The organism is Streptomyces sp. NPDC001194 (genome assembly GCF_042896985.1).
GTDB lineage: Bacteria > Actinomycetota > Actinomycetes > Streptomycetales > Streptomycetaceae > Streptomyces.
On the sequence record NZ_JBIAXU010000011.1, the window covers coordinates 49282 to 72767 of the forward strand.

Annotated in this window: 19 protein-coding genes; 2 read left to right on the forward strand and 17 right to left on the reverse strand. The window is 71.8% G+C overall.

Translation table 11 applies throughout. The annotated features are described in order from the left end of the window. Nucleotides 1-9 precede the first annotated feature (9 nt). The 11 genes from ACFY1T_RS21920 to ACFY1T_RS21970 form a co-directional block, all read right to left on the reverse strand. Nucleotides 10-2226 carry a hypothetical protein gene (locus ACFY1T_RS21920; protein ID WP_390789613.1) on the reverse strand — a complete coding sequence of 739 codons (2217 nt, stop codon included), beginning with the start codon at nt 2224-2226 and terminating at the stop codon, nt 10-12. Further along, on the reverse strand, nt 2223-2924 hold the full coding sequence (locus ACFY1T_RS21925; protein ID WP_390789614.1) for an ABC transporter ATP-binding protein: 702 nt from the start codon (nt 2922-2924) through the stop codon (nt 2223-2225). The genes ACFY1T_RS21920 and ACFY1T_RS21925 overlap by 4 nt, the downstream gene beginning before the upstream one ends. Before the next feature lie 71 nt (nt 2925-2995). Continuing rightward, nucleotides 2996-3271: a hypothetical protein gene (locus ACFY1T_RS21930; RefSeq protein ID WP_390789615.1), complete on the reverse strand. Its 276-nt coding sequence runs from the start codon at nt 3269-3271 to the stop codon at nt 2996-2998. 184 nt (nt 3272-3455) lie between these two features. Next, a complete protein-coding gene (locus tag ACFY1T_RS21935; RefSeq protein WP_390789616.1) occupies nt 3456-3770 on the reverse strand; it encodes a hypothetical protein in 315 nt (104 codons plus the stop codon). A 321-nt stretch (nt 3771-4091) separates the two neighbouring features. Further along, entirely contained in the window at nt 4092-4865 is a 774-nt protein-coding gene (locus ACFY1T_RS21940; protein WP_390789617.1) for a DUF4190 domain-containing protein, read from the reverse strand. Nucleotides 4866-5080: 215 nt separating this feature from the next. Next, nucleotides 5081-6328: an MFS transporter gene (locus tag ACFY1T_RS21945; protein ID WP_390789618.1), complete on the reverse strand. Its 1248-nt coding sequence runs from the start codon at nt 6326-6328 to the stop codon at nt 5081-5083. A 154-nt stretch (nt 6329-6482) separates the two neighbouring features. After that, nucleotides 6483-7142 (reverse strand): TauD/TfdA family dioxygenase, encoded by a 660-nt coding sequence (locus ACFY1T_RS21950; protein WP_390789619.1) that lies wholly within the window; start codon nt 7140-7142, stop codon nt 6483-6485. Beyond that, on the reverse strand, nt 7139-8239 hold the full coding sequence (locus tag ACFY1T_RS21955; RefSeq protein WP_390789620.1) for a SagB/ThcOx family dehydrogenase: 1101 nt from the start codon (nt 8237-8239) through the stop codon (nt 7139-7141). Before ACFY1T_RS21955 ends, ACFY1T_RS21950 begins: the two co-directional genes overlap by 4 nt. Beyond that, nucleotides 8236-9321 carry a SagB/ThcOx family dehydrogenase gene (locus ACFY1T_RS21960; RefSeq protein ID WP_390789621.1) on the reverse strand — a complete coding sequence of 362 codons (1086 nt, stop codon included), beginning with the start codon at nt 9319-9321 and terminating at the stop codon, nt 8236-8238. Before ACFY1T_RS21960 ends, ACFY1T_RS21955 begins: the two co-directional genes overlap by 4 nt. A gap of 88 nt (nt 9322-9409) precedes the next feature. Beyond that, on the reverse strand, nt 9410-9607 hold the full coding sequence (locus tag ACFY1T_RS21965) for a hypothetical protein (protein ID WP_390789622.1): 198 nt from the start codon (nt 9605-9607) through the stop codon (nt 9410-9412). A 151-nt stretch (nt 9608-9758) separates the two neighbouring features. Further along, nucleotides 9759-10340: a class I SAM-dependent methyltransferase gene (locus ACFY1T_RS21970; protein ID WP_390789623.1), complete on the reverse strand. Its 582-nt coding sequence runs from the start codon at nt 10338-10340 to the stop codon at nt 9759-9761. Between the two features lie 324 nt (nt 10341-10664). Between ACFY1T_RS21970 and ACFY1T_RS21975 the strand changes: the two genes are divergently transcribed. Next, nucleotides 10665-10877, forward strand: coding sequence for a hypothetical protein (locus ACFY1T_RS21975; protein WP_390789624.1), 213 nt, complete (start codon nt 10665-10667; stop codon nt 10875-10877). A 97-nt stretch (nt 10878-10974) separates the two neighbouring features. Here the strand turns inward: ACFY1T_RS21975 and ACFY1T_RS21980 are convergent, their stop codons facing one another. The 6 genes from ACFY1T_RS21980 to ACFY1T_RS22005 form a co-directional block, all read right to left on the reverse strand. Further along, complete coding sequence (locus tag ACFY1T_RS21980; RefSeq protein WP_390789625.1) at nt 10975-13989, reverse strand: BTAD domain-containing putative transcriptional regulator; 3015 nt, start codon at nt 13987-13989, stop codon at nt 10975-10977. A gap of 211 nt (nt 13990-14200) precedes the next feature. Beyond that, the gene (locus ACFY1T_RS21985; RefSeq protein ID WP_390789626.1) at nt 14201-16444 is read right to left on the reverse strand and encodes a helix-turn-helix domain-containing protein; all 2244 of its coding nucleotides are present in this window, start codon (nt 16442-16444) and stop codon (nt 14201-14203) included. Nucleotides 16445-17036: 592 nt separating this feature from the next. After that, the gene (lanKC, locus tag ACFY1T_RS21990; RefSeq protein ID WP_390789627.1) at nt 17037-19604 is read right to left on the reverse strand and encodes a class III lanthionine synthetase LanKC; all 2568 of its coding nucleotides are present in this window, start codon (nt 19602-19604) and stop codon (nt 17037-17039) included. Between the two features lie 394 nt (nt 19605-19998). Beyond that, nucleotides 19999-20439: a hypothetical protein gene (locus ACFY1T_RS21995; protein ID WP_390789628.1), complete on the reverse strand. Its 441-nt coding sequence runs from the start codon at nt 20437-20439 to the stop codon at nt 19999-20001. A gap of 15 nt (nt 20440-20454) precedes the next feature. Further along, a complete protein-coding gene (locus tag ACFY1T_RS22000) occupies nt 20455-21135 on the reverse strand; it encodes a hypothetical protein (protein WP_390789629.1) in 681 nt (226 codons plus the stop codon). 917 nt (nt 21136-22052) lie between these two features. Further along, on the reverse strand, nt 22053-22745 hold the full coding sequence (locus tag ACFY1T_RS22005; protein ID WP_390789630.1) for a DUF1963 domain-containing protein: 693 nt from the start codon (nt 22743-22745) through the stop codon (nt 22053-22055). A 428-nt stretch (nt 22746-23173) separates the two neighbouring features. Between ACFY1T_RS22005 and ACFY1T_RS22010 the strand changes: the two genes are divergently transcribed. Further along, nucleotides 23174-23470 carry a hypothetical protein gene (locus ACFY1T_RS22010; protein WP_390789631.1) on the forward strand — a complete coding sequence of 99 codons (297 nt, stop codon included), beginning with the start codon at nt 23174-23176 and terminating at the stop codon, nt 23468-23470. The last annotated feature ends 16 nt before the right edge of the window (nt 23471-23486 follow it).

Consider the following 23486-nt stretch of genomic DNA (forward strand, 5'->3'; position numbering starts at 1 on the left):
GTTCAACGGTCAGTCGGCTGTCGGGCGCCAGCGGTGTGTCAGGCGGGCCGCGCCGTAAGCGCCCCAGAGCCATACGAGCAGCGCCATCGCGAGGGTGGTGGCGAGTACGAGGGCCAGTACGGGCCAGGAGTGGGTCGCGCCGTCCGCGTAGGAACCGGCCGTCATGGGTGTGGCCAGCCAGTAGTGGGTGGCCAGGCCGATCAGGGACGCGGCCGCGAGCGGGAGGAACAGGGTGAAGAACGCGGTGCTGAGGTAGATGGTCCGGTTGCCCGAGAGCACGCTCAGCGCAGTGATCTGGCGGCTGAAGCGGACGAATTCGGCAAGGTTCGAGACCACGATGGACACTGCGATCACGATGACGGCGAACGCGCCGAACAGCAGCACCCACAGCCCTTGGCGGTCGTCCAGGTTCGCCGCGGTCAGCCATGAGCCGGCGATCGTCTCGACCGGTACGCCCATGCCGAGGTGCCGGTTCGCGGCCTCCTTCACCGCGGGTACGGAGATCTGCTGCCCCGGCCGGCCCACGAGCACGATGACGGAACCCTTCGGGGTCTCCGTCTGCCGGGCGAAGAGGCCCTGGCCCGGCGTGTCCCAGCTGTAGAGCTCTTTGACCCGTACGTCCGCGTTCCGCGACTCGACCGCCGTGGGGCGGTCCGCAGTGCAGGGAAGGGCGAGCCGTTGCAGCGCTTCGCAGGGGCCGCCCAGTTCGGCGGTCCCCTTCGCGTGGTCGACGCCCAATCTCAAGGCCTGCACGCCTGTGGGGAGTTCCCCGAGGAATGCGGGCGGTACCGGCTTGTCGTCCCGTAGCTCCACCAGGACCGTGCTGGTCCCTACGCGTTCGACCGTCTGCCGTGCCTGCACCGCCGGGCCGGTGTTGCGGGTCACCCACAACTGCGTCTGTCCCACGAGGACGAAGGCGATGACGACCCCGGCGGTGAGCCGCACCGTCGCGCCGGGCCAGGCCGCCGCCCAGCGTCCCGAGACGAGGGCGCCGGAGCGGCCCGTACGGCGGCCCAGGGCGGCCAGGCCGTGCCCGCCGGCCACCGCCGCGAGGCCGATCAGCGAGGGCAGCGTGAGGATCGTGCCGCCCACCCCGACCACGTAGATCAGCAGGCGCGCGGGCGGATTCGGGGCCAGTCCGGGCCCCCGCACCGCGATGAACACCATGAACGGGCAGAGGTACGGCCACCACCGCGGCAGGCGGCTGCGCAGGAGACGGGGCCGCACGCCCCCGCGCCGGTCCTGCGGAGGATGGGTGAGGACGACGCCCAGCAGGACGAGAGCGGCGGCGAGCAGTGGCGCGGCCGTCATGGCCCAGGCCCACCGGCGCGCATCGGCCACGGCGAGGGTGTAACCCACCCAAGGGAGTCGGGTGTCGCCGGAGAGGATCCACAGGCTCACCGCCACGCCCGCGCAGGCCCCGACCGCCACCGGGAGCGCCGCCTCGCCCGTGTTGACGAGGGCCCGGGCCCGCCGGCCGCCGCCGAGGGCGCCGAGGAGTGCCGTGCGCTGGTCGCGGGCGTCCGATCCGGCCCGCGCGGCGGACACCGACAGCGCGGCCGCCGGAATCGCGCCCATGAAGACCGCCATGCCGATCAGCAGGTACAGGGGTTTGACGAACAGTCCCTCGCCGATACCGGAAGGAGACGGAGCACCGAAGCCGGTGACGGGCCACATCCTGGCGGTGTCGTCGAGGTCCGCGGGCGGGCGGACGTACGCGAACCGCTCCCCCGGGCTGGCCAGCCCCTGCTCCCCGATCGTGCTGGCCACGGCGCCGTACCGGGTGGCGATGCCCTCGTCCCGCCCCGCGGCGATCAATGCCGGTGAGAGGACCGCTTGACCCGGCTGCGGCCACGCCGACACCCCGGGCGGCAGCGGCGCGTCGTCGCGCAGGGGCAGCAGGTACACGACCTGGAACTGCAGGTTGTCGACCACGTCGAACGTGGGCCGGTACAGCAGCGGCGCATCCGGCCTGCCCGTCTCGCCCGAGGCGTGGAGCGGTGACCGGGCGGCGTCGCGCAGGTCGCGTCCCTCGTACGCGGCGAAGATCAGGGTGAGCGCCGAGATCACCAGCCCTACGGCCAGGGTGGCGCAGGCGAGCGCGACGAACCGGGCCCGCCCGGCCGACGCCTCGCGGCCCGCGGCAGCCCCGACCCGGAGCAACTGCCACCACAGGGGTGCGCGGCGCGCGTGCACCGCGCGGGCTGCGCGCGTTGTCCGGATCACGAGGTGCTCCGCGTCCGCAGCCGGCCTTCAACGAGATGCAGTACGCGATCGGCCCGGGCCGCCACCTGCTCGTCGTGGGTGACGACCAGCAGGCCGCACTCCCATGTGCGCGGGACCTGGAACAGCATGTCGGCGACGCTGTTGCGGTTCGCGTCGTCCAGGGCCCCCGTCGGCTCGTCCGCGAGCAGCAGCGCCGGCTTGTTGATCAGCGCACGGGCCACCGCGGTGCGCTGGCGCTCACCGCCCGAGAGGGTTCCGGTCGAGCGTTCCGCTCCGGGCACGCCCAGTTCGGCGAGCAGCTTCTGCGCGTCCTCGTAGGCGTCATTGCGCGAGGCGCCGGCGAGGAGGCCCGCCAGTGCCACGTTCTCGACCGGCGTGAGTTCCGGCAGCAGCTCGCCGAACTGGAACACGACCCCCGTGTGGGCGCCGCGGTGGCGCGCGAGCTCCCGCCGCCGCATCCGCGTGATGTCGGTGCCCGCCACCCTCACCAGCCCCTGGGGCGTCACCAGGCCCAGGGCACAGGAGATCAGCGTGCTCTTCCCGCTGCCGCTGGGGCCCATCACGGCGACGGACTCCCCCACCGGCAGCCGCAGATCGAGGCCGTCGAACAGCGTGCGGCCACCGATGGCGTACCGCAGCGACCCGAGCTCCAGCGCCGCGGATCCTCGCACCGTCTCCGGCCCGGCGTGCTTTCCCACGTTTCCCTCGCTCACTGAAAGGGACGTGGGGTTACCGGGACCGGTAACCCCACTCGACATCCGTGCCGTGATCAGCCGATACGGTCGATGTCACACCGGTCCGGCTCCCACGACAGGGAAATGCACCCCGCCAGGTACCAGACCGCCGAGCCGGCACCGCTGGTCGCGGTCGTACCCAGACCGCTCTTGTTGTGGAGCGTGTACCGCCCGGACTCGGCCTGGCGGCCGTACTGGACATAAACCGAGTGGCCGTCCTGCTTCGTGTCGGCCACCGCGGCTCGAGTGTTCGTCCCGTACGAGTAGGCGTGAACCGCGTCGTCCTTGTACGAGTGGATGTCGATGGCCATCGCGGGCGAACTTCCGAGAATTGCCGCCACCCCGAGCAGAACAGCGCTCCTCGCTGCCGTCTTCCTGTACCTCACACGCTCCCCCTATGCAGTGAAGTGGATCCGATCTTGAGAACAGGCCTGTGAACAGGCCTTCAGTCCGTCTTCAGTCCCGCACTCTTCCCGTGTGATCCGTTGTACGGACTCACTCGCGTTTGGAGTCGCAGCTGTCGGGCCAGCCATCTATGGACACACACGCCTGGATGACGTAGATCGCGCCGGCGGAGGCACTCGTGATGGTCGTTCCGTTCCCGCTCTTGTTCCACAGCGTGTACAGCTCGGTGCCGGTCTCGCGCTTGTAATTCACATAGACCGGGTGACCGTCCTGCTTGGTGTCGCTCACCGCGACGCGGGTGTTCGTCCCGTACGAGTATGCGTGGACCGCGCCGTCCTTGTAGGAGTTGATGTCGTACGCCATCGCCGGCGAACTGCCCAACAGGGCCACTGCCCCCAGTGCCATTGCGGCTGCTCTTTTGATCTGCATACCCACCCCTCGTTGCAGACGGTTATCCCCACGCCAGAGAATGGGGAGCCCGAGGGACGCTACATCTCTGATCGACCGGAGGAAAACGTCAATTCGACGCCCGGACGACGAACAGCCGAACGCAGCCCTCGACTCACGTGGAGCTACCTGCCGATTGACGGTATTGCGCCAAATCCGGTGAGGGCCGGCTCCGATGGCTCGAATCGAGCCGGAGCGCGGGCCTCCGGCGCGTGGGGGCGGCGCCGGAGGCACTGTGCCGGTCGGACGGCCGGGGCGAAGCGTCGGCGGTGCCGGTGTTCAGGAACCGGTGGCGCGGAGCGAGCCGGTGCTCGGGCCGGTGCTGTCGGCCAGGAAGCAGGTGACTTCGCGGTCGCCGAGCGTCCAGGAGGAGAGCTGGGGATAGTAGTAGTACACGTCCACCTTCTCCGAAGGCTCCGCGTCCTTGCCCACGTAGTCGGCCAGCTTCGAACCGCCGCACTTCTCCTCGGCGATCGAGACGACCTTCGCCGTGCCCGGGTACGTCCCGTCCTCCAGGTGGAAGACGGCGTACGCCTCCCCCTTGTGGGGCTGGTCGCAGGGCACGATGCGCACCGAGCGGCGGGCCTGGCCGCCGTCCTTGTCCTGGACTCCCGCCAGATCGTCGTCCATGTTGAAGCAGTCACCCGTGCGGATGTCGTTCACCTGGCCGGAGCCCGAGCCGGTGACCTGGCCACTGGTGTCGCGCTCCGGCGCGGGACCGTCGTCCAGTGATCCGGTGAGCCCGAGGATCACGAAGACCGCGTAGAACGCGATCGTCGCGCCGTGGACGGCGATGGCCGCGACGGCCAGGCCTTTGCCCTTCTCACCCCGATGGCGGATCTGGGACAGGGCGACGATCCCGAGGACCAGGGGGACCAGCGGAATCGCGCAGACGAGCGACATGATGAGCGCGACGATGGCCAGTACGTTGGTCTTCTGCGGCTCCGCCGGCGGGTACCAGCCCTGCGGAACTCCGTACTGCCCCGGCTGTCCGTACGGTCCGGGCTGCGGGTACGGCCCAGGGGACGACTGCGGGTGCGGTGGTATGGACATGCGGGGTGGAGCTCCTCGATCAGGGGGCCGAACGCGGCCAACGGCCAGGGGCCGGCGGCCGGATGCGCTGCGGAGCAGCGGCCTCGCGTCAAGTCGCCGGAACGGGGGCCGCCTGCCGGATGCGTTCGTCCGGGGCGCAACCTGCGGAGACTACCAGTACGGCGCCCGCTGCCCCCGGCAGGCATCCCCGCAGGGCCGAGGAGCGGCCGGCTCGGCTACCGCTGCTCCGTGCCCGGCCGGATGCGGTAGCGCGCTCCGATGGCCGCGCAGGCGGCCATCGTCGCCACCCCGGCGCCGACCAGTACCGCCCGTGGCCCGAACCGGTCGGCGCACACGCCGAGCAGGAGTGCCCCGACCAGTCCGCTGCCGTAGAACACCGTGGTCTGCAACGCGATCACACGGCCCCGCAGTCCGGGGGCTGCGGACAGTTGCAACAGCACGGCGGAGCAGGTCGTGAACAGCATCGAGGCGAATCCGGCGGGCACCAGGAGCACCAGGAAGACCGGATAGTTCGGTGCGAGGCCGCATACGGCGCCGGTCAGCCCGGTGGCTGCGGCCGCCGCGAGGACGGTGACCGGGGACGGACTCGCGGCGCGGCCCGCGACCAGGGCGCCCAGCAGGCAGCCGACCGTCACGGCCATGGCCAGGGAGGCGAACCCGGTCGCCGTGAGCCCGAAGGCGCGCGTCGCCATCAGGGTGTTGGTCAGCGTGAACTGCACGCCGATCGAGCCGACCACGCCCGACGCGAGGACGACGGCCGCCAGCCGGGGCACGCGTCCCGCCTCGGCCAGGGCGTCCCGGAGGCCCCCGCCCCTGCCCGCGCCGGCCGCCGTCGCGGTGTCGTCCGTGGCCGGGTCGGGCAGGGTGAGCAGCACCGCGGTCATACAGGCGAAGGTCGCCGCGTCCAATACGAAGATCCAGCCGACGTGCGCCCAGCCGACGATGAGTCCGGCCACCAGCGGGCCCAGGATCTGACCGGTGTTGAGCAGTGCGGTGTACAGGCCGAGCGCGCGCGACAGCCGGGTCTCGCCCACCAGGTCGGTCAGGAAGCGCTGCCGCGCGGGATTGTCGACCACGGTCACCAGGCCCGCCGCGAAGGTGAGCAGGTAGATCTCCCAGACCCGCACCGGGCCGAGGAAGACCACCACGGCGAACATCGCGGACAGTGCCGCGTGCGTGCTCTGGGTGGCGATCAGCAGCCGGCGCCGCCGGTACTGGTCGGCGATCCGGCCGCCGCGGCCGCCGAACAGCAGCAGGGGCCCGAGCTGGAACGCGGCGAGCAGCCCGACCAGGGAGCCGTTGCCGCCCGCCGACGCGGCGAGCAGCCACGACTGGGCCACCTTGTACATGGCGTTGCCGAGGCTGGAGACCAACTGGCCCATGGCGAGGTGACGGAAGCCGCGCAGGCGCAGCGGGGAGAGGGCACCGGTGGTCCGTGAGGCCTCGGCAGGGCGTGAGTCCATGGGCTCTCCAGGGAGGGAAAGGACAAGAAGACATCGGGCGGAACGCCGATGCGGCGGGAGGACGGGAAGGCTCCGGTCCTCCCGCCGCGAGGCCCCTCGGGGGGGGTGGGGGTCGGGACCGGCCACGGGGTACGGCGGGTGGCCGGTACGGGCGTCAGGCGATGGCGTCGAACCAGAGCCTGCGGATCACCCTGCGGCCGTTGAACGGCCGGCGGCGGTGCAGCATCGTCCAGTTGTCGACCAGCAGCACCTCGCCCGGCGCCAGCTCGCCGACCGTGACGACCTGGTCGGCCGCCGCCTCGACGGCGCGGTGGGCCGCCTCGACAGCGGCGGTGTCGTCGACCGCGATCATGCGGTCGCGCCGGTAGCGCAGCAGCGGACCCTGCCCGTCGGGCAACTGTTCGAGGATCGGTGCGACCTGAACGCCCTCGACGGTCAGATAGGAAGCCCGCGCGGCGAGCGGTTCCGGGTCGATGTGCTCGACGGGCAGCAGGTCGAGCCCGCCGCCACCGTCCGCCTCCAGGACGGCTATGGCCATCCAGCGGGGCGGCACGGGCAGGAACGCCGCATCGGTGTGGAACCAGAAATCGCCGTGCTCGGCGACGAGTTCGATGTCGGTGTCGCCCGGCATGCCGATGGTGACGTCCCGGATCAGCCGCGCCTTGCCGCCGGTGAGTTCCTGTACCCGGTGCAGCAGCGTGCCGGAGGATCCGCCGGAGGCGAACCGCACGGCGCGGGCCGGCTCGCCCGGCCGCTCGGCGCCCTCGGCCGGCCACAGGCGGACGCCGGTGGTCCCCTCGTCCGCCCCCCTCACTTGGTGTACCCCAGCTTCAGGTAGTACATGGCGTCGGCGTCGCTCGCGACGGCGTCCAGGCCCAGCAGCGAGGCGGCGCGGCTCTCTGCGATGGCCGGCGTCAGCCATCCCGCGAGCCCGAGCTGGTACGCCGCCTGCAACACCTCCTGCGCGAACTCGCCCATCTGGATGAGAAGGTTGAGGTAGGCGCGCGAGTGGCGGTACAGCCACTGGTAGCGGTCCCACTGCACGGTGACGAAGAGGCTGACGCCGCCGCCGCCGATCCAGTTCTGCCCCTGGATGGTGGCCGCGACCTCCTCGTCGGTCGGCTCCCCGCCCGTGGCCAGCAGGGTGTTGCGGACGGCGTCGTACTGGTACACCCCGCGCGGCACACCCTCGACGCCCTGCACCACCACATAGACGTGCAGCCAGGTGTAGAAGGAGTTGAGCAGGAAGTACGGGTCGCCGGAGGCCTTGGACTCCTCGGCCATCCGGACGTTGGCCGTCGCGTGGTACAGCACGGCACCGAGCGTCTCGGCGGTGACGGGCCCGTCCGCGAACTTGCGGACGCTGCGGCGCCCGAGCATGGAGTCCAGGCTGTAGGTGATCGGCTCCTGCGGTGTCGGCAGCGCGATCTCGTGGACGGGGTCGATCCGGAAGCGCTCCGGATATCCCCGGGCCGACTGGAACCCGGCGATCTGGCCGCGCCGGAAGTCGGACAGCGCGGTCAGCTTCTCACCGCGGCCGACGGGCTCCACGTAGGGCAGGTCCTGCTGGGAGTAGAGCAGATAGGCGGCGCGCGACCAGCGGTGCTCCTCCCAGCGGAACATGTCCTCGGTGGCGGTGGCGTCCGCGTCGACCAGCAGGCCTGCCGCCAGTGCCTGTTCCCGTTCGGCCGGGCCGAATCCGGCGGCCGCCGCCTCGGACCCGGTGCGCGCTTCGAGGTGGAAGTAGAGGAGCTCCCAGGCGCGGGCACCCACGGTCCGCAGCCGTTCGCGGGCCGCGAGACCGAGCGCGCTGAGCTGGTCGCCGCGGCGCTCGTGCGCGAAGAAGAAGGGGGAGGAGACGAGCCGGGCCGGAGCCGGGGCCGTGGTGTCCGTGGTCTGAGGCGTGCTCATACGAGGGTCCCGAGGAAGAGGGGTGTCATCCGTTCGACGTTGATGCCGAGCAGCGAGGCGATGCGTTCGTCACTGAACTTCTGGTACGTGTAGCCGCCGACGCCGAGCCGCTGGATCACGGTGCGGTACGCCATCAGCGTGTGGCCGACGTCGATGAACGGCGCGCGGGCCGACCGGGCGTCGCGGTAGCGCCACATGGCCCGTTCCACCAACGAGGAGAAGACGATCAGCCCGAACGGCTCGGAGTGGAACTTGTCGAAGAGGTCGAAGCTCGCCTCGCGGAAGTCGGCCGAGTGGTCCCCGGCCCGCAGCAGATCGAGCCGGTGGTGCGCCACGTTGTAGTGGTACACACCCGGTTCCACCCCGCTGCCCGGGAAGAGCGCCACGAACGCCTCGGTGGGGTGGCGGGCGCCGCCGGAAGGCACCGCCTTGCGCAGGAACTCGCCCTGGACCGCGAACGGACGCCGGGTGCGCTCGCCGAAGCAGACGTCCATCAGCAGCGACAGCCCTTCGGGGCCGCGCCGCTGCTGCGGGGACATCGCGGCGAGCAGGGCGTCGGCGGACTCGTCCTCGCCCACCTTGCGCAGCGGCACGGAGCCGGCGGCGGGCATGTCCATGGTGATCGGCGGCGGCGCGCTGACGGCGATGTACTCCTCCATGCGCGCGTCGTCCGCGTCGAAGGCACCCTCGGTGTCCATCTGCAGGAAGGGGTAGTCGCGGGTGGAGGCGTGGAACCGGTACGCCTCGTCCCAGTCGTAGGCCCGCCATGCGTCGGCGGCGGCGGACTGTGCCGCGGGGACCAGCACGTCCTCGGCGACCAGGGTCGCCCACAGCTCGTCGGCGATCGGGGCCAGGTTCTCCTCGGCCCGCCAGAGCCCGGTGATCACCTCGCGGGTGCCGCTGTCCGGGAGCAGGCTGATGGCGTGTGCGACGCGCGGGTCACGCAGTACGAGGGGAGCCCTCGCGGAGCTGGTCTCGGCCACCATGACGCGCTCGTCACCGGAGAACGCCAGGGGGTACACCAGCAGTTGCGGATGCGGTGCGTAGGTCTGTGATGCGCCCGTCGGCGCTTCGATGGTCACGGTGGTGGAGCACTCCTCGTGTGCGATGGGTCCAGGGGCGGGCCGTGCCGCCGCGCCAGTGCGGGCACGGCGGCACGGCCCGGGCGGGTCAGCGACCGATGCCGTCCTGGCTGTAGTACTTCGGGTCGTTGCCGTTCTGGATCAGCGCGGCGCGCACGACGCTCTCCGGGGCACGCTCCACCAGGGCGACGCCGTCCTGGCTGTAGTACTTCGGGTCGTTGCCGTTCTGGATCAGCGCGGCGCGCACGACGGTCTGCGGAGCGCGCTCCACCAGGGTCTCGGACATGGGAATTCCCCTTTCGATCGGGACGCCCGGACGGGTTGTCCGGACGGTTCACCCACCGCCGGTCGCGGTGGGAGTCTGTGGGCCGGGGCCGGGGCCGGGGCGGTGGGCCGCGGGGCCGGAGAACGGAGCGGACGGGCGGAAGGCGGCCGCGTCAGCCGCGCTGCCAGACGCCGTACACGATGCGGTGTTCGTGCTCGGGGCTCCCGCCGTGCGCATGGGTCAGATCGCGGTGCCAGACCTCGCGGGGGCCGCGGCCCAGCCCGGCCAGCGCGTCGCCGACCAGGGTGCGGCTCGGCAGGTACGCCTCTTCGTAGGTCAGCGGGACCTCGTCGCAGATCCAGCTCACGGCCAGCGGCCCACCGGGGGCGGTGAGGGCGTCGGCGGCCAGCAGCATGCGGCGGACCGTGTCGGGTCCGCCGGCGTAGTGCAGCACTCCGAGCAGCAGGACCGCGTCGAACGGCCGGTCCCGAGCGAGCGAGAGCAGGTCCGCTCGGCGCAGCTCGACCGATCCGCCGCCGGGCAGCGGTTCGACACCGTCGGTCGCGGCGTCCGCGGCCAGCTCGACGTCGATCCCGAGGACGTGGTGCCCCGCGTGCTCGGCCAGCCAGCGGGCGACCGAACCGCTTCCGCAGCCGGCGTCGAGCACACGGGAGCCGGCCGGCAGTGCCGCGACGGGTTCCACCACACGGTGCATGTGGGTGTTGAACGGCCGTGGGACGTCCGTGCTGCGCATCGCGCTCAAATTCGCTCCTCCGTCGTCTCCGTCGTGTGGTTCACGGATCCGGCGGGCTGAGGCGATGGCCGCCCGGTCCGGACGACAACGAAGCTAGGCGTGGGAGATCGACAGCCGATCTACAGCGGATTCGGCCGCGGCCCGTCGCCGTGCGCCGGGCCACCCCGAGAAATCGGGCCGCGGAGCGCTGGCACCCCCCGTGACCTGCGCTTAGATCGCTTGTAGATCGTCGTCGAGCAGGATGTTCCCCGGAACAAGACGTACCCGGCGGCCGGCGTTTCCTCGGCCCGCACGTGCCGGGTACGCCCGTGGAAAGGTACGCACGTGATCTTCAGCAGCAACTCGGTGCTCCGGCTGGCCAGGACCGCCGCGGTGGCGGCCGCCTTCGCGACGCTCACCGGTACGGCCGCGGGCGTCCTGGCCGCCGGCGCACCCGCCGGGTCCCACGTACGTCAGGACGAACGGACCGTGGCGGCCTCGGGGGATCCGGACTGGAACAGCACCGGTTCGGACTGCAAGGTCTGCACGGAGCGGTGACGGGCACGACCGCGTGACTGCGTGACTGCGTTACTGCGTTACTGCGTTACTGCGTGAACCTCGTGACCTTGCCGCCCGTATGCCGCCCGCGTGCCGCTCAACCGAGCGGCACGCGGGCTTCCAGGGTGTCGAGGATCCAGCCGACATCGGCCGCGTCGGGCAGCTGGAGGGCGATGAACAGGGACCGGGCCTGCTCCAGGTGGGCGCGCGCGGCGTCGGTACGGCCGAGTCCGATCCCGGCCCGGCCGAGGACCGTCAGGGCGTGTGCCTTGTCGCGCAGCGCCCCGAGTTCCTCGCACCGCTCGACCGCGTCCGCGGCGTGCCGGGCGGCCTCGGCGTGCCGCCCTACCTGGCACAGGCTGTCGGCGAGCCGGTACCAGGCGTGCGCCTCACGCTGCCGCAGGCCTGCCGTGCGGCAGACGTCCAGGCAGGCCGTGTAGCGGGAGACGGCCTCCGCGTAGCGCCGCTGCTCGTGCAGGGCCAGCCCCCAGACGTAGAGGGCGTAGGCCTCGCCCTCCCGGTCGGCCAGCTCCCGGGACGTGGCCAGCGCCGACTCGCAGATCGCCGCCGCCTCCGCGGCCCGGCCGCTGCGTACCCGGGCCAGGGCCGCGTTGATGGTCGTGGCGGCCTCACCGGAACGGTGCCCGAGGCGCCGGGCGAGCGTGATGGCCTCGTCGTAGCAGGTGACCGCCTCGTCGAAGCGGCGCTGGAACTGCACGGCGAGGCCGAGGTCGTTGAGCGCCTGCCGCAGGATGATGGTGTCGCCGATGCTCCGGCTCGCGGCGACGGCCAGGCGGGCGTGTTCCTCGGCTTCGGCGGGGCGCGCGGTCTGCAGGGCGGTGCTGCTGCACATCAGCCGGGCCCGCGCGGCTGCCGCCAGGTCTCCGCTGCGCTCCGCGGCCGCCGCGAGCGTGCGCGCGACCGATGCCGAGCCGCTCGTCGCGGGCTGGCCGAACGGGCTGACCGCCAGCAGGAGATTGGCGGCGGTGCACAGCCGGTCGTCCCCGTGTTCCTGTCCGTCTCCGTGTACGTGTCCGTGTACGTGTCCGTCTCCGGGACGTTCCACGGCACACTGCACGGCGGCGATGACGGCGTCGAATTCCCGGCCGACCCAGACGCGGGCGGCCTCGACGTCGGCGAACTCCAGGCCCGTCGGGCCGTCGGCCGCGCCGAGCGCGTCGCCCACCGGATCGCCCGGCACCGCGAGCGCGAAGGCGTTGCGCGCGGTGGCCAGCAGGAAGCCGAGCAGTCTGGCGAGGGCGGCGTCGGCCTCCCGGTGGTCCAGTCGCTGCAGGGCGAAGACCCGTACCAGGTCGTGGTAGCGGTAGCGCCCGGGCGCCGGTGACTCCAGCAGCACGGCGTCCACCAGCGACTCCGCGAGCGTCTCCGCGTCCGCGAGGTCGGTGTCCAGCACCGCCGCGGCGGCCGCGAGGCCGATCCCGGCCGGCCCGGCGACGGCGAGCATGCCGAACGCCGCCGCCTGGTCCGGTATCAGCTGACGGCAGCTCACCTCGAAGGCGGCGTCGATCGCCAGGCCGCCCACCCGCAACTCCTTGATCCGCGCCTGCTCGTCGGCGAGCCGGGCGGCCAGGTCGGCGAGGGTCCAGCCGGGGCGGGAGGCCAGCCTGGTCGCCACGATCCGGATGGCGAGCGGAAGATGGCCACAGGCCGACACCAGGTCCAGCGCGCTCGACTGCTCGGCGGCCAGCCGCCCGCTTCCGACAACGTTTTCCAGGAGGCCGAGCGACTCCTCAGGTTGGAAGGCGTCCACCGTGACCTGGCAGGTCAGCGGCAGTCCGACCAGCAGCGAGCGGCTCGTCACGATCACTGCGCACCCGGCCGAGCCGGGCAGGAGATGACGTACCTGAGCCGCGTCACGCGCGTTGTCCAGCACCATCAGCACCCTGCGCCCGTCCAGGGCCGAGCGCAGCAGGCGGCTGCGCTCCTGGAGCCCGTCCGGGATGGAACGGGCCGGGATGCCCAGCGCGGTGAGGAACTCCGCGAGGACCTGATCCGGCTCGGGGGATCCGGGGCCGCTGCCGTGCAGGTCGGCATGGAGCTGTCCGTCGGGGTAGTGCGCCCGGACCCGGTGTGCGACGTGCAGCGCGAGCGTGGTCTTCCCGGTGCCGCCCATCCCGGTCACCGCCAGCGCGACGGGCGCGGTGCGCCCGGCGTCGGTCAGCAGGGCGCACAGCGCGGCCCGTTGCCGGGCGCGTCCGGTGAAGTCGGGGATGTCCGCGGGCAGCTGCGCGGGAATCGGCAGCCGTGCCGACTCCGCGACGGCCGGGGCACCGGGGAGTCGCCCGCCGGCCTCCTCCCGCGGCCGGTCGTCGGCCGTGGTCGCGGTGACCAGCGCGGGATCCGCGGCCAGGATCCGCTGGTGGACCGCGGAAAGCTCGGGTCCGGGATCGATGCCCTGCTCGTCCGCGAGGAGCCGCCGGAATTCGGCGAACAGCGCGAGGGCCTCGGCCTGCCTGCCCGCCGCGTAGAGCGCCCGCATGAGGACGGCGCGCGGACGTTCCCTCAGCGGATGGGCGACGGTGATCTCGGCCAGTCCGGGGATGGCCCGCGCGTGCTTGCCCAGCAGCACGTCCAGGTCGTACCGCTCCTCGACGGCCGCGAGCCGCAGCTCCTCCAGCCGGTGGCGCTGAGACTCGGCGAAGCGGCCGGGCACGCCCGTCAGGGGTTCGCCCTGCCAGAGCGCCAGTGCCTCGTCGAGCAGTGCCGCGGCCTCGTCCGGACGCCCTTCCCGCCGGGCTTCGGCCGCCCGGCCGACGAGGGACTCGGCCTGCCAGGCATCCAGCGCGTCGGCGGACACCATGAGGCGGTAGCCGCTGCCCGCCGACACCAGGACGACGGGCTCGGCTGGGTCCGGTTCGAGCAGCCGGCGCAGCTGCCAGGCGTAGGTGCGGACGGTCGTCACAGCCTTGTTCGGCGGCGTCTCGCCCCAGACGGCGTCGATCAGCTGCGCCAGCGAGACCGTGAGCCCGCCCCGTACCAGCAGCGCCGCCAGCAGTGCCCGCTGCTGCGGCGGCCCCAGCCGGATCTCCGTGTCACCGCGGTGGGCGCGTATCGCGCCCAGCACGGCGAAGCGCAATCGGTCCGTGTGCATGCCACTCCCCATCCCCGTATCCGCCCCGGCAGCCTCCGCTCGCCCTCATGACGACGGGGGCTGTGAGACGGCTGGTCGGGCCGTGACGCACCACGACGGATCGGGCAACTGCGACCGGGCTGCCAATAATCACACGGCCCGCCCGATACTCGCCCCTCCGCCGCAGCTCAGCCGTGGATGCTCCCCCAGGGCGTGGTGTGGGTCGGAGGGGTCATGCGGGTTTCGTCAGGCGGGCGACTGCCGCGTCGTACCGTGCCCGGAGTTCCGCGTCCGGCGAGACGCGCAGCAGTGCGCCGAGCGCTCGTACCGCGCCGTCCTCGTAGCCGGAGGTCTCCGCCTCGCGGGCCGCCAGGTCGAGTTGTCCGATGCCCTCGGTCTCGTGCCCGAGCCCGAGCAGGGCCTCTCCGCTCACCATGAGCAGCAGGATCCGGGGTACGTCGGCCGTGCCCGGTCGGTCGTCGAAGGCCAGGGCCTCGGTCGCCGTGTCGAGGGCCTGGCGCCATTTCCCGGCGTCGGCCCAGTGGCGGGCGAGGTGCTGCATGGCCAGTCTCTCGATGGTCCGGTCGCCGGCCCCGCGTGCCAGCTCCACGGCCCGCTCGCATGTCTTGGCGGCTTCGTCCGGGCCGCCGAGGGCGGCTCGTGCCATGGCGAGGACGATCAGGGCGTTCGCCTCGGCCGCCCCGTCGCCTTTCCGGGAGGCGAGCGCGGAGGCGGCCTCCAGGTGGGTGAGGGCCTCGGCGATGCGGCCTTCCTCGATCAGCACCCAGCCGAGGACGTTCAGCACCCGTGACTCGCCGTGCTGGTCGGCGTCGGCGCGGGCCGCCTCGAGAGCGGTCTGCAGGAGCGGGACCCAGCCGTCCCGTACGCGCCACACGATCAGCGGCCACAGGGTCAAGGCGATCCGCCAGGTCCTGGCGTGCAGTCCGGCGGCGTGCGCCGCGGCGACCGCCTGGGTGAGGTCCTCCCTTTCGGCCGCGTACCAGGCCACGGCGGCGGACCGGTCGTCGAACTCCCGCACGGCGGCGGGCGGGAGGAAGTCCGCGGGGAGGGGGAAGCAGTCCTCGTTGCCGGGCTCGGCCGCCGCCACGGCCGCGAGGGCCGTGGCGATGTAGTGGTCGAGCACGCGTGTGAGTGCGTGGGGCCCGGTGTCCAGGCTGCGTGCGTAGAGCCGTACGAGGTCGTGCATGGTCCATCGGCCGGGCGTCGTCTCGATGACGAGGTGGGCGACGGCCAGCCGTTCCAGGGAGCTCTCGGCGGCTGCCGGGTCGGTGTCCGCAAGGGCTGCGGCGGAGTACCGGTCGACGTGCGTGCCGGGGTGGCGGCCGAGATGGGCGAACTGGCGGGAGACGTGCGGCGGGAGCTGTTGCAGCGTCACGCGCAGGGCCGCTCGTACGCCGGTGTCCTCCACGTCCAGCAGGCTCAGCCGGCGCGTCTCGTCGGACAGTTCGGCGGCCATCGCGCCCAGTGACCAGGTGGGCCGCCCCGCCAGCCGGGCGGCCGCCACCCGCAGCGCGAGGGGCAGGCCGCCGCACAGTTCGGCCAGCTGTCGCGCGGCCGCCGGTTCCGCGCGCACCCGTTGCGCACCGAGCACCGTGGCGAGGAGCATCGTGCCGTCCTGCGGTGCGAGGACGTCCACGGCGACGGGCCGGGCGGTGTCGGTGACGATCAGCCCGGGCAGCCGGTTTCTGCTGGTGACGACGGTGACGCAGCGGCGGCCGCCCGGCAGGAGCGGCCTGACCTGCTCGGAGTCGCGCGCGTTGTCGAGCACCACCAGGAGCCGGCGGTCCGCGGCGAGCGACCGGAACAGCGCGGCCGCGCCGTTGGCCGACTCCGGGATCCGGTGGTGCGGCACACCGAGTGCCGGCAGGAAATCGCGCAGCACCTCCATGAGGGCCGGCTCGCCCGTGTCGCCGAAGCCGCGGAGGTCGGCGTAGAGGCGCCCGTCGGGGAATTCGTCACGGCTGTGGTGGGCCCATCGCAGGACGAGGGCCGTCTTCCCGACCCCGGCGGGTCCGACGACCAGGCAGACGGGCGCCTCGCCCGCGGTGGCCCGGGACAGGGCGGCGAGTTCGGCCGCCCGTCCGTGGAAGCCGCGCGGTGCGCGCGGCAGCAGATCGGGTGTGCCCACCGGTGCGACGGCGTCGGGTACGGCTGCGGCGTCCGGTACGGCGGCGGGCGGCGCGGTGTCCGGCACCGGGGCCGGGCGGGGGCGGCCCAGGCTCGCGGCCCGCTCCAGCCTTCGGGTGTCGGCCGCGTCCAGGCCCAGGGCGGCGGCCAGCGCCTGCACGGAGCGGCGCTGCGGACCGCGGGTGTGTCCGCGCTCCATGTACGACAGCGCCCGCACGCTCACCCCCGCGGCGTGCGCCAGCTCCTCCTGGCTCAGTCCGGCCCCCGTCCGCAGCCTGTGCAACAGCGCGCCGAAGCGGCCGGCGGTGGCCGGTGTACCGGTGTCCATGTCTGGATGTCCCCTGGTCAGTGCGCCCCCGCAGGAACGCCGTACCTCTGCCAGAAGAGTATGCACGAGACGGCTTTTGCCGGTGAAACGCACTGTTGGGCCCCTCTTCCGGGGAGTTGGCGGGCGGCGACGGACTGAAGCCGGGCCCGGACATCCGTCGTGGATGTCCGGGCCCGGCCGTCCGCCGCGCGCGGGAGAGGGGGTCCCGTGCGCGGCGCCTGTCGCGTCCGTGTGGATGCGTGCGGGGCTTCGCCCCCGCCGGTCAGCCGGGCTGCTCAGGGGGCGGAGCGGCCCGGCGACAGCGGAACCTGACGCTTACTTGACGCCGGTCTTGCAGTACCAGATGGTGCTGCTCTGGCCGATGGCGCCGTCGAGCTCCTCCGACTCGGACTGGGGGGTGAGGACCTGGAGGTCGAGGATCGTGTTCATGGGAATTCTCCTTCGAGCGTGGTGATGTACGAGTACGAGCGGAAAACGGCGGCCGTCCGGGACGGCACCGCGCCGTAGGGCTATGGCCACTTGCCCCGGGCCGTGGTGCGTCGTCTTCGCAGGCCCCTCTCGTCGGCGTACCGCGGCGGGGTGGTGCTTGCCTTCACAGTCGTTCCTCCCTTTCGCAGGGGCGGGGGATCAGGGGCAGCACGGGCAGGCGGCCGGCGACCGTGTGCAGGGCGTGGAGGACGCCCGCCGTACCGGTGGCCAGGTCCATGGACAGGCGCATGTTCTGGGCGCCGATGGTGGCGATGCCGCCCGCGTAGGGCAGTGCGTGCCAGGCGAGGTCACGGATGTGGCCGGTGAGGGCGTCGGCCAGCTGCGGACGGCGCTCGGTGGCGCCGTTGTGGGCGAGGGTGGCGGCCAGGCCCGCCCGGCCGGCGACGAGGCCGCTGTACGCGGTGAAGTCCAGGTCCAGAGCCGTGTGCAGAGCCGCGAGGGTGTCGGTGAGGGCATCCCCGGGACGGTGGCGGAGGTAGCCGGCCAGGGCCACGGCGATGCCCGCGCTCCCCGACCCGAGGGTCGGCGGCGGTCCGGCCGGGTTCTTCGCCGCGGCGGCGCCGTGGAACTTCTCCAGGTCGAGGCGGATGGCTTGGCGCGCCAGGTCCAGATACCGGCTCTCCTTCGTGTCCTCGTAGAGGCCGAGGAAGAACACGGCCGGTCCGCTCCAGCCGTGCATGAGCCCGACGCGGCCCGCGGGCACTCGCCCTGCTCCGGCAAGCCGCGCGGCGAGCCGCTCGCCCGTCTCCAGCGCACGGGTCTGCAGTCCGGGCATGTCCAGGGCCCGCGCGAGATGACGCAGGTTGAGTCCGATGCCGGCCAGCCCCTCGTACAGTCCGGACGGAGTCGCCCCGGTGGTGAGGGCCGTGGCCCGGTCGAGGACGTCGACGGCCTGGTCGCGGCGGTCCAGGAGGCTCAGGGTGTGGGCGGCTCCGTGCAGCCCGTCGTACAGACCCGGACGGTGCTGTACGTCACGGTGGGTGGCCTGCCACAGCCACTCGTGGTGTTCGGGGTCGGTCCGATGTCCGGCGGCGGTCAACGCGTAGAGGACGCCCGAGGCGCCGTGGGCGAGGGTGTAGCCGCCGTCGTACAGGGCGGTCGGCTCGCCGGGGAAGAGCCGGTCGGTGCGCTCGGGGGTGGCGCTGGCCTCGATGGCGGCGGCCAGGGCCCGCGTCAGCTCGCGGGCCGACGGCGAGGCCGGGTCGTCCGCGGCGGCGGCGAAGAGCACCGCCTCCTTGCGTGCGGAGCGGGCGGTGACACCGGGAGGGGTCAGGGAGCGGCGTACGCGCTCGCTCCACGCGGCCGGAAGCGGGAAGAGTCCTGCCGCGGCCTCGACGAGCTGTCCGGCGCGGGCCGGATCGAGGTCCAGCATCGTGGTCAACGGCAGCAGCAGGGCCAGGCGCAGACTGTCCAGCGCGTAGCGGTCCCGGTCGAAACCGGTGGCGTGCGGGGCGACGAAGCCGGGAGTGGCGATGCTGGGCTCCGGGTCCTGGGTCCCGGGCCGGTAGGCGATCTCGAAGTCGATGAGTGCGACTCGCCCGTCGGGGCGGAGCATCACGTTGCCGGGGCTCAGGTCGCCGAAGACCGTACCGGTGGCGTGGACGGCCTCGAGGATGTCTTCGAGCTGGTCCAGGACGTCCAGCACGGTGTCCATGTACTCCCGGCGCCGCCTCGCGTCGCGGCCCGGCATGGTCAGCGGGTTCGAAGTGGCCACGAACTGCTGGAGCGTTTGGCCCTCGATGTACTCCTGCACCAGGAAACGGTGTTCCCAGGCCGTGAACGTGTTCAGCAACGCGGGAACGCAGTCCAGATGCGACAGACGGCGCAGTGTCGCCGCTTCCCTGTCCAGCCGGACCACCGCATCGTCGCCCGCTCCGTCCAGGCCCGCCATGGGGCGGGCCTCCCGCAGGACGACGCGGCGTCCCGTGGCGTTGTCGGTGGCCAGGTAGATGCCGCCGCCGTTGGAGTAGTGCAGGGCCTTCTCGATGCTGTACGGAAGGACCGGCTCGTCCTCGCCGCCACCGCCGGCATTCATCTGCTCGGCGACGAAATCGGGCACCGGGGCCCAGGCGGGAACCCTGAAGGCCGGCGTGCGCTCGTCGGGGACCAGCACCCCGTCGGGTCGTACGACGGCGGGAGTGCGCTCACCGGTCTCGGACAGGCACTCACGGCGGGCGAAGCCCCCGTAGCGTACGTACAAGGGGCCCTGCCGCCACCGCAGGTCGCTGAGGATGTACGGGCCGCGGTAGGTGCCGAGGAGGGCGTCCAGCTCGTCGAGCACCGTCCTCAGGGCGGCCGCGTCGACCGGGTAGACGGTGATCAGCTTGCCGCTGCCACCGCGGGGCGCGTACTTGCTGTTGGTGGACTGGTGCACGCGCGGGTCCGGCAGGAACTTGAACGTCACGGAGCGGGAGACGCAGTAGTCCCACACCTTGTCGATGACCTCGGCCGCGTCGCGGGCCGTGACCGAGACGTGCACCTTCCAGCCCTGCTCGGGGAGCCGGGCACCGTCAGGGCTCAGGTACACCCAGTTCCCGGCCTGGACCCGACTCCATCCGGCGGGCGCGGGACGCCCGGTGGCCGGGAAAGGCGAGCCCGCACGGGACGCGGGCGGGTGATCGTAGAACTGCACGTCCGCCCGGCAGTAGGCGAGGTGGTTGGCCTTCTCCACGAGTTCCTCCTCCTCTTCTTCTGCACGGCAGTACGTGCGACGGTCCGTCGAGCGGCGGCAGCGGCCCTCCCGGCACGGCCGCACCCGCCGGCCGCCCCGTTCCCGGTGACGGTCCGCCAGGGGCGTGTGCCCGGGGAGGCGCCCCGCTGCTGTGACTTCAGAAGACCATTCCGGGTCTCCCCCGCCCAGGCAGTTCCACCGGCAGAAGTACCGCCGCCCCTACTTTTGCCGGACGCGCACGCCCCGACGGAACGAACCGGAGACGACGGGAGGCCTCGACACCGCGATCGTGGTGCGGCGTGCGGCGTGCGGCGTGGAGGCGGGGCGCCGGTACTCGCCAAGAGACCCCCGGCACGGTGAGTGCCGGGGGTCTCTCCGTGCGAGGGAACTTCACCTACCCGGTGGCCTGGGCCGGGCGGTCACGCCACCAGCCCCATACCGTGATGCGGTTCAGCCCCCGGCGACGCCGCGCGCAGCCGCCGCATTCGGGGATGCGCACCCGCCGGGTGATCGATGCCACGACGTCGCCGAGCCCTACCGATCGGTGGCTCGGATGCCTCCCGGCACCCAGAGCGGATACCTGCGCCTCCAGCTGCTCCCAGGTCATGGGAAGGCCCGGAACAGGCTGTATCCGCCCTCTGCGCTCGGCGGTGAGGAGCTGTACGTCTCCATGTGCCAGGAGCGCCGCGGCCAGGGCCTCGTCGGCCAGTGCGACGTACGCCGAGCCTTCGCCGTACACGACGACCGCACTGCCGACCTCGTACTTGGGGCTGGGTGAGCCGATTCCATCCTCCGGCGGGAGCGTCGGGATCTGCAGCCATTGAACGGTGTTCACTCCGATACCTCCTCGTCAGTGGTTGCAGCACCCGACGCCGATCCGGCACCACCAAGTGCAGTCGCACGTCGCACAGGCGGCGCACTTGACCACGCAGAGCCCGCAGCGGCCGGCGAGGCAGACGAGGAATATCTGCCAACTCGGCTTGGGACAGCCGATTGCCGCGCTGAGGCACGTGGAGCCACAGCCTCCGAGGCACCTCGTGAGCGCGTCCCACCAGCCGTCCCTGGGAACCAGCGTCCCGGCCTCGCCGGCTACGAGTTCCTCGGCGGTGTCGACGAGCGAGCCCTTCTGCCCGACGAGGACGAAGGCGTCGACGATCTCCTCCCCACTCGGGTGGCCCCGCAGGACGGTGGCACAGGCCGCCACTTGTTCACTGCCGGTGCCCTCATAGGTCTTGGCGACGATGGTGGCGGTGATCTTGTTCACCTCCGTGCCCTTCTCCGTACCCGCGAGCTCCGCCGGCACGGGTACGTTGCCGCTCAGGATCGTCTCCGTGCTGTAGCCGACGACCCCTCCGGAAAGGGCATCGAGCGCCGCGGAGTCGGCGAGGCCCAGGCGAGCCTGGACACCCGTCAGCAGTTTGGAGAGTTCCGGATGACGGGACGACAGTTCGTTCCACTGTGCAGCCGCGTCGGCAGCGGTGTGAATGCTGAGTCTTTCGTTCAGTACTGTCGGGTTTTCCTGAGCACCCATAACAGCCTCCTCTTGTGGCCTGAGTGGCAGGTGGTGCGGTCGGGGTTCGACCGACTCGATAGTCAGACTGCCCCCGCCTCTTCTGCGCCGCACCTTTTCAAAGCCGCCCAGGATTCATCAAATTGAGTGGCTGAAACTTGCAAGGTTCTTCGGGAATAATCGCGCTCATGGAAAAAGTCGGCACCGTTCCAGTGACGGCATGCCTGCCGTTCGGGACTCGGCGAATTCTGTGTGATCTTCTGACGAGGGAACGGCAGCGCCGAATCCGCCTCATGTCGGATGACCGATGGCTCACCGGACGGTCCGACTGCCGGGAGACGCCGGCCGAGGTACGGGCCGTCAAACTGCGAGTCCTGGCGGACATACGCGCCCGCGGCGACCTGCTGGACACGCTCGACAGGCTCGCAACCCTGGGCGTACGCCGGGAACTCGAGGCCCGCGGCTGGAACCGCCTGTGGCCACCGCACCCGGAGCCTGCATGTTTCCCCGGTCGCTGGCCCGGCTCCCGCGACCGGGATTTCCCCGAACGGATCTGCCTCCGCTTGCCGGTGACCTTGGAGGGCCAGGTGCGCGCGGCCTGCTGGTTCACCTCGGCGGATGCGATCGCGGCCATCCGAGTCTGGCGTGAGCGGTACCCGAGAGTCCGAACGCGCAGAAGGCGGACGCCAGCCGGGATGGAGAATGCCTTGGTCGAGTACGACCGTCTGGCAGCAATAGTCACGACAACCGGGGACATCTGGCGGGCCGGAGTTCAACAAGCAATTGAATTCGCAACAAGCGGCGGCGCCCAACAACCGATTGCCTTTCCGCAGGGGGACGCCGGCGCCTAAGAGGTGGCCGCAAAGCCATGGGAGCAGGAGTCGTATTGACCGGCCCCGCCACGATGAGCGCCGCCAGGTGGTGAACGGCGGCCGTGCTCAGGCGCAGTCGAAGCGGTCCGCGTACGGGCGGCCGGGGCACGTCCGGCACTCGAAGAGGTAGACCCCGCCCAGGTCGCCCAGCCTCAGGTCGGCGCCTTCGTAGTCGGCGCCCCGGTCCTCGACGGGGGTCCAGGTCAGCCGGGACAGGGAATCCGCCTCGCTGCTCTCCACCGTCAGCAGGTGATCCATCGCCTTGCCGCAGCCGGAGCAGTCCGGCCAGTCCGGGTCCTGGCACCAGCCCGGGTACCCGCCCAGCTTGGTCCCGGGCGCGGTGGACAAGTGGTACTGGTAGTCCCAACCGGTCTCCGCCTCCACCTGCTCGAAACGCGGCTCCAACGTGTCCCAGAGCCCGTACTGCAGGTCCCAGCTCGGGTACTCGGTGACCAGCTCCGGATGGACGACGCAAGGCTTCGGTACACGCCCGGATCCGACCGGTACGGGCGCGGGCGGCGCCTCGTGAACGTTCCCGACCGCCTCGGCGTCCCGCCAGTGCACCGCCGGAACGACCCATCGGCCGTCGTGGTCCCGCGGGCACCAGAGCACCTGGAGCAGGTCGCATCCGGGCGGGAAGGGTACGAGGCCCAGGGCATCCGCGGCGTAGATCTGGACGACCGGCACCATCGGCGACGCGTGGTGCTCGGGACACGCGGGCCAGGCCTCCTCGGCGGGCCACAGCAGCGGGCCTCCCACGGAACTCTCCCGCCACGTCGGACTTCCCGCACGCGGGTGCAGACGTACGGTCTGCCTTCGGAGCGGGGCGACTTCGGGGAAGTACCGCTCGACGTCCAGCGGCGGCGCAGGCGTATGACGGCTCACGGGAAGCAGCGTACGGGTGCGGTCACAGCAGGCATTTTTGAGTCCCTTCAGCCCCTGCGGCCCCTGCGTGCTCCGGCGGACACGGACCGGCAGCGCCACGGGTGCCGATGAGCCATGTCGACCGTCCGTTTGAATTGGTGTTCACGTGCGCAAAGCTCGATGGACCCATGACTCGTATGCGCCGACCGTGAACCGGACCTCCGACTCGCGGCCCAACGACCGAATTTTCCGGCCTCGTGTATTAAGATCCGCCGCTAGCACCACTCGATCGACCGTGCTCACCCCATCGATGAGGAGGCTCGATGATTGGCGTGCTCGTGACTTTCACGCAGACCGAAAAGTTCGACCGCGCAACGATTGCAAAGATTGCCGGCGAACTCCGAGGGCCGTTCGAAGGCATGGCCGGCCTGCGCTCCAAAAGCTTCATGCTCGACGAAGACGGCGTTCGGGCAAGGAACTACTACGTGTGGGATGACGAGGAGAAGGCCCGCGCCTTCTTCACGAAGGAGATCGTCGAGAAGGTGACGGGGATCTATGGCGTCCCGCCCGAAATCGAATTCCTCGAAATCGTCGGGTTCGTCGACAACTCCGGCGCCTGATCTGCGCGACTGGCTG

Bases quoted from the DNA above. Each gene is read 5' to 3' on its own strand.
- ACFY1T_RS21945 (WP_390789618.1), bottom strand. From the start codon at position 6,328: ATGGACTCACGCCCTGCCGAGGCCTCACGGACCACCGGTGCCCTCTCC.
- ACFY1T_RS22010 (WP_390789631.1), top strand. From the start codon at position 23,174: ATGATTGGCGTGCTCGTGACTTTCACGCAGACCGAAAAGTTCGACCGC.
- ACFY1T_RS22000 (WP_390789629.1), bottom strand. From the start codon at position 21,135: ATGGGTGCTCAGGAAAACCCGACAGTACTGAACGAAAGACTCAGCATT.
- ACFY1T_RS21980 (WP_390789625.1), bottom strand. From the start codon at position 13,989: ATGCACACGGACCGATTGCGCTTCGCCGTGCTGGGCGCGATACGCGCC.
- ACFY1T_RS21930 (WP_390789615.1), bottom strand. From the start codon at position 3,271: ATGGCCATCGACATCCACTCGTACAAGGACGACGCGGTTCACGCCTAC.
- ACFY1T_RS21940 (WP_390789617.1), bottom strand. From the start codon at position 4,865: ATGTCCATACCACCGCACCCGCAGTCGTCCCCTGGGCCGTACCCGCAG.
- ACFY1T_RS21965 (WP_390789622.1), bottom strand. From the start codon at position 9,607: ATGTCCGAGACCCTGGTGGAGCGCGCTCCGCAGACCGTCGTGCGCGCC.
- ACFY1T_RS21935 (WP_390789616.1), bottom strand. From the start codon at position 3,770: ATGGCACTGGGGGCAGTGGCCCTGTTGGGCAGTTCGCCGGCGATGGCG.
- ACFY1T_RS21985 (WP_390789626.1), bottom strand. From the start codon at position 16,444: ATGGACACCGGTACACCGGCCACCGCCGGCCGCTTCGGCGCGCTGTTG.
- ACFY1T_RS21970 (WP_390789623.1), bottom strand. From the start codon at position 10,340: ATGCGCAGCACGGACGTCCCACGGCCGTTCAACACCCACATGCACCGT.
- ACFY1T_RS21955 (WP_390789620.1), bottom strand. From the start codon at position 8,239: ATGAGCACGCCTCAGACCACGGACACCACGGCCCCGGCTCCGGCCCGG.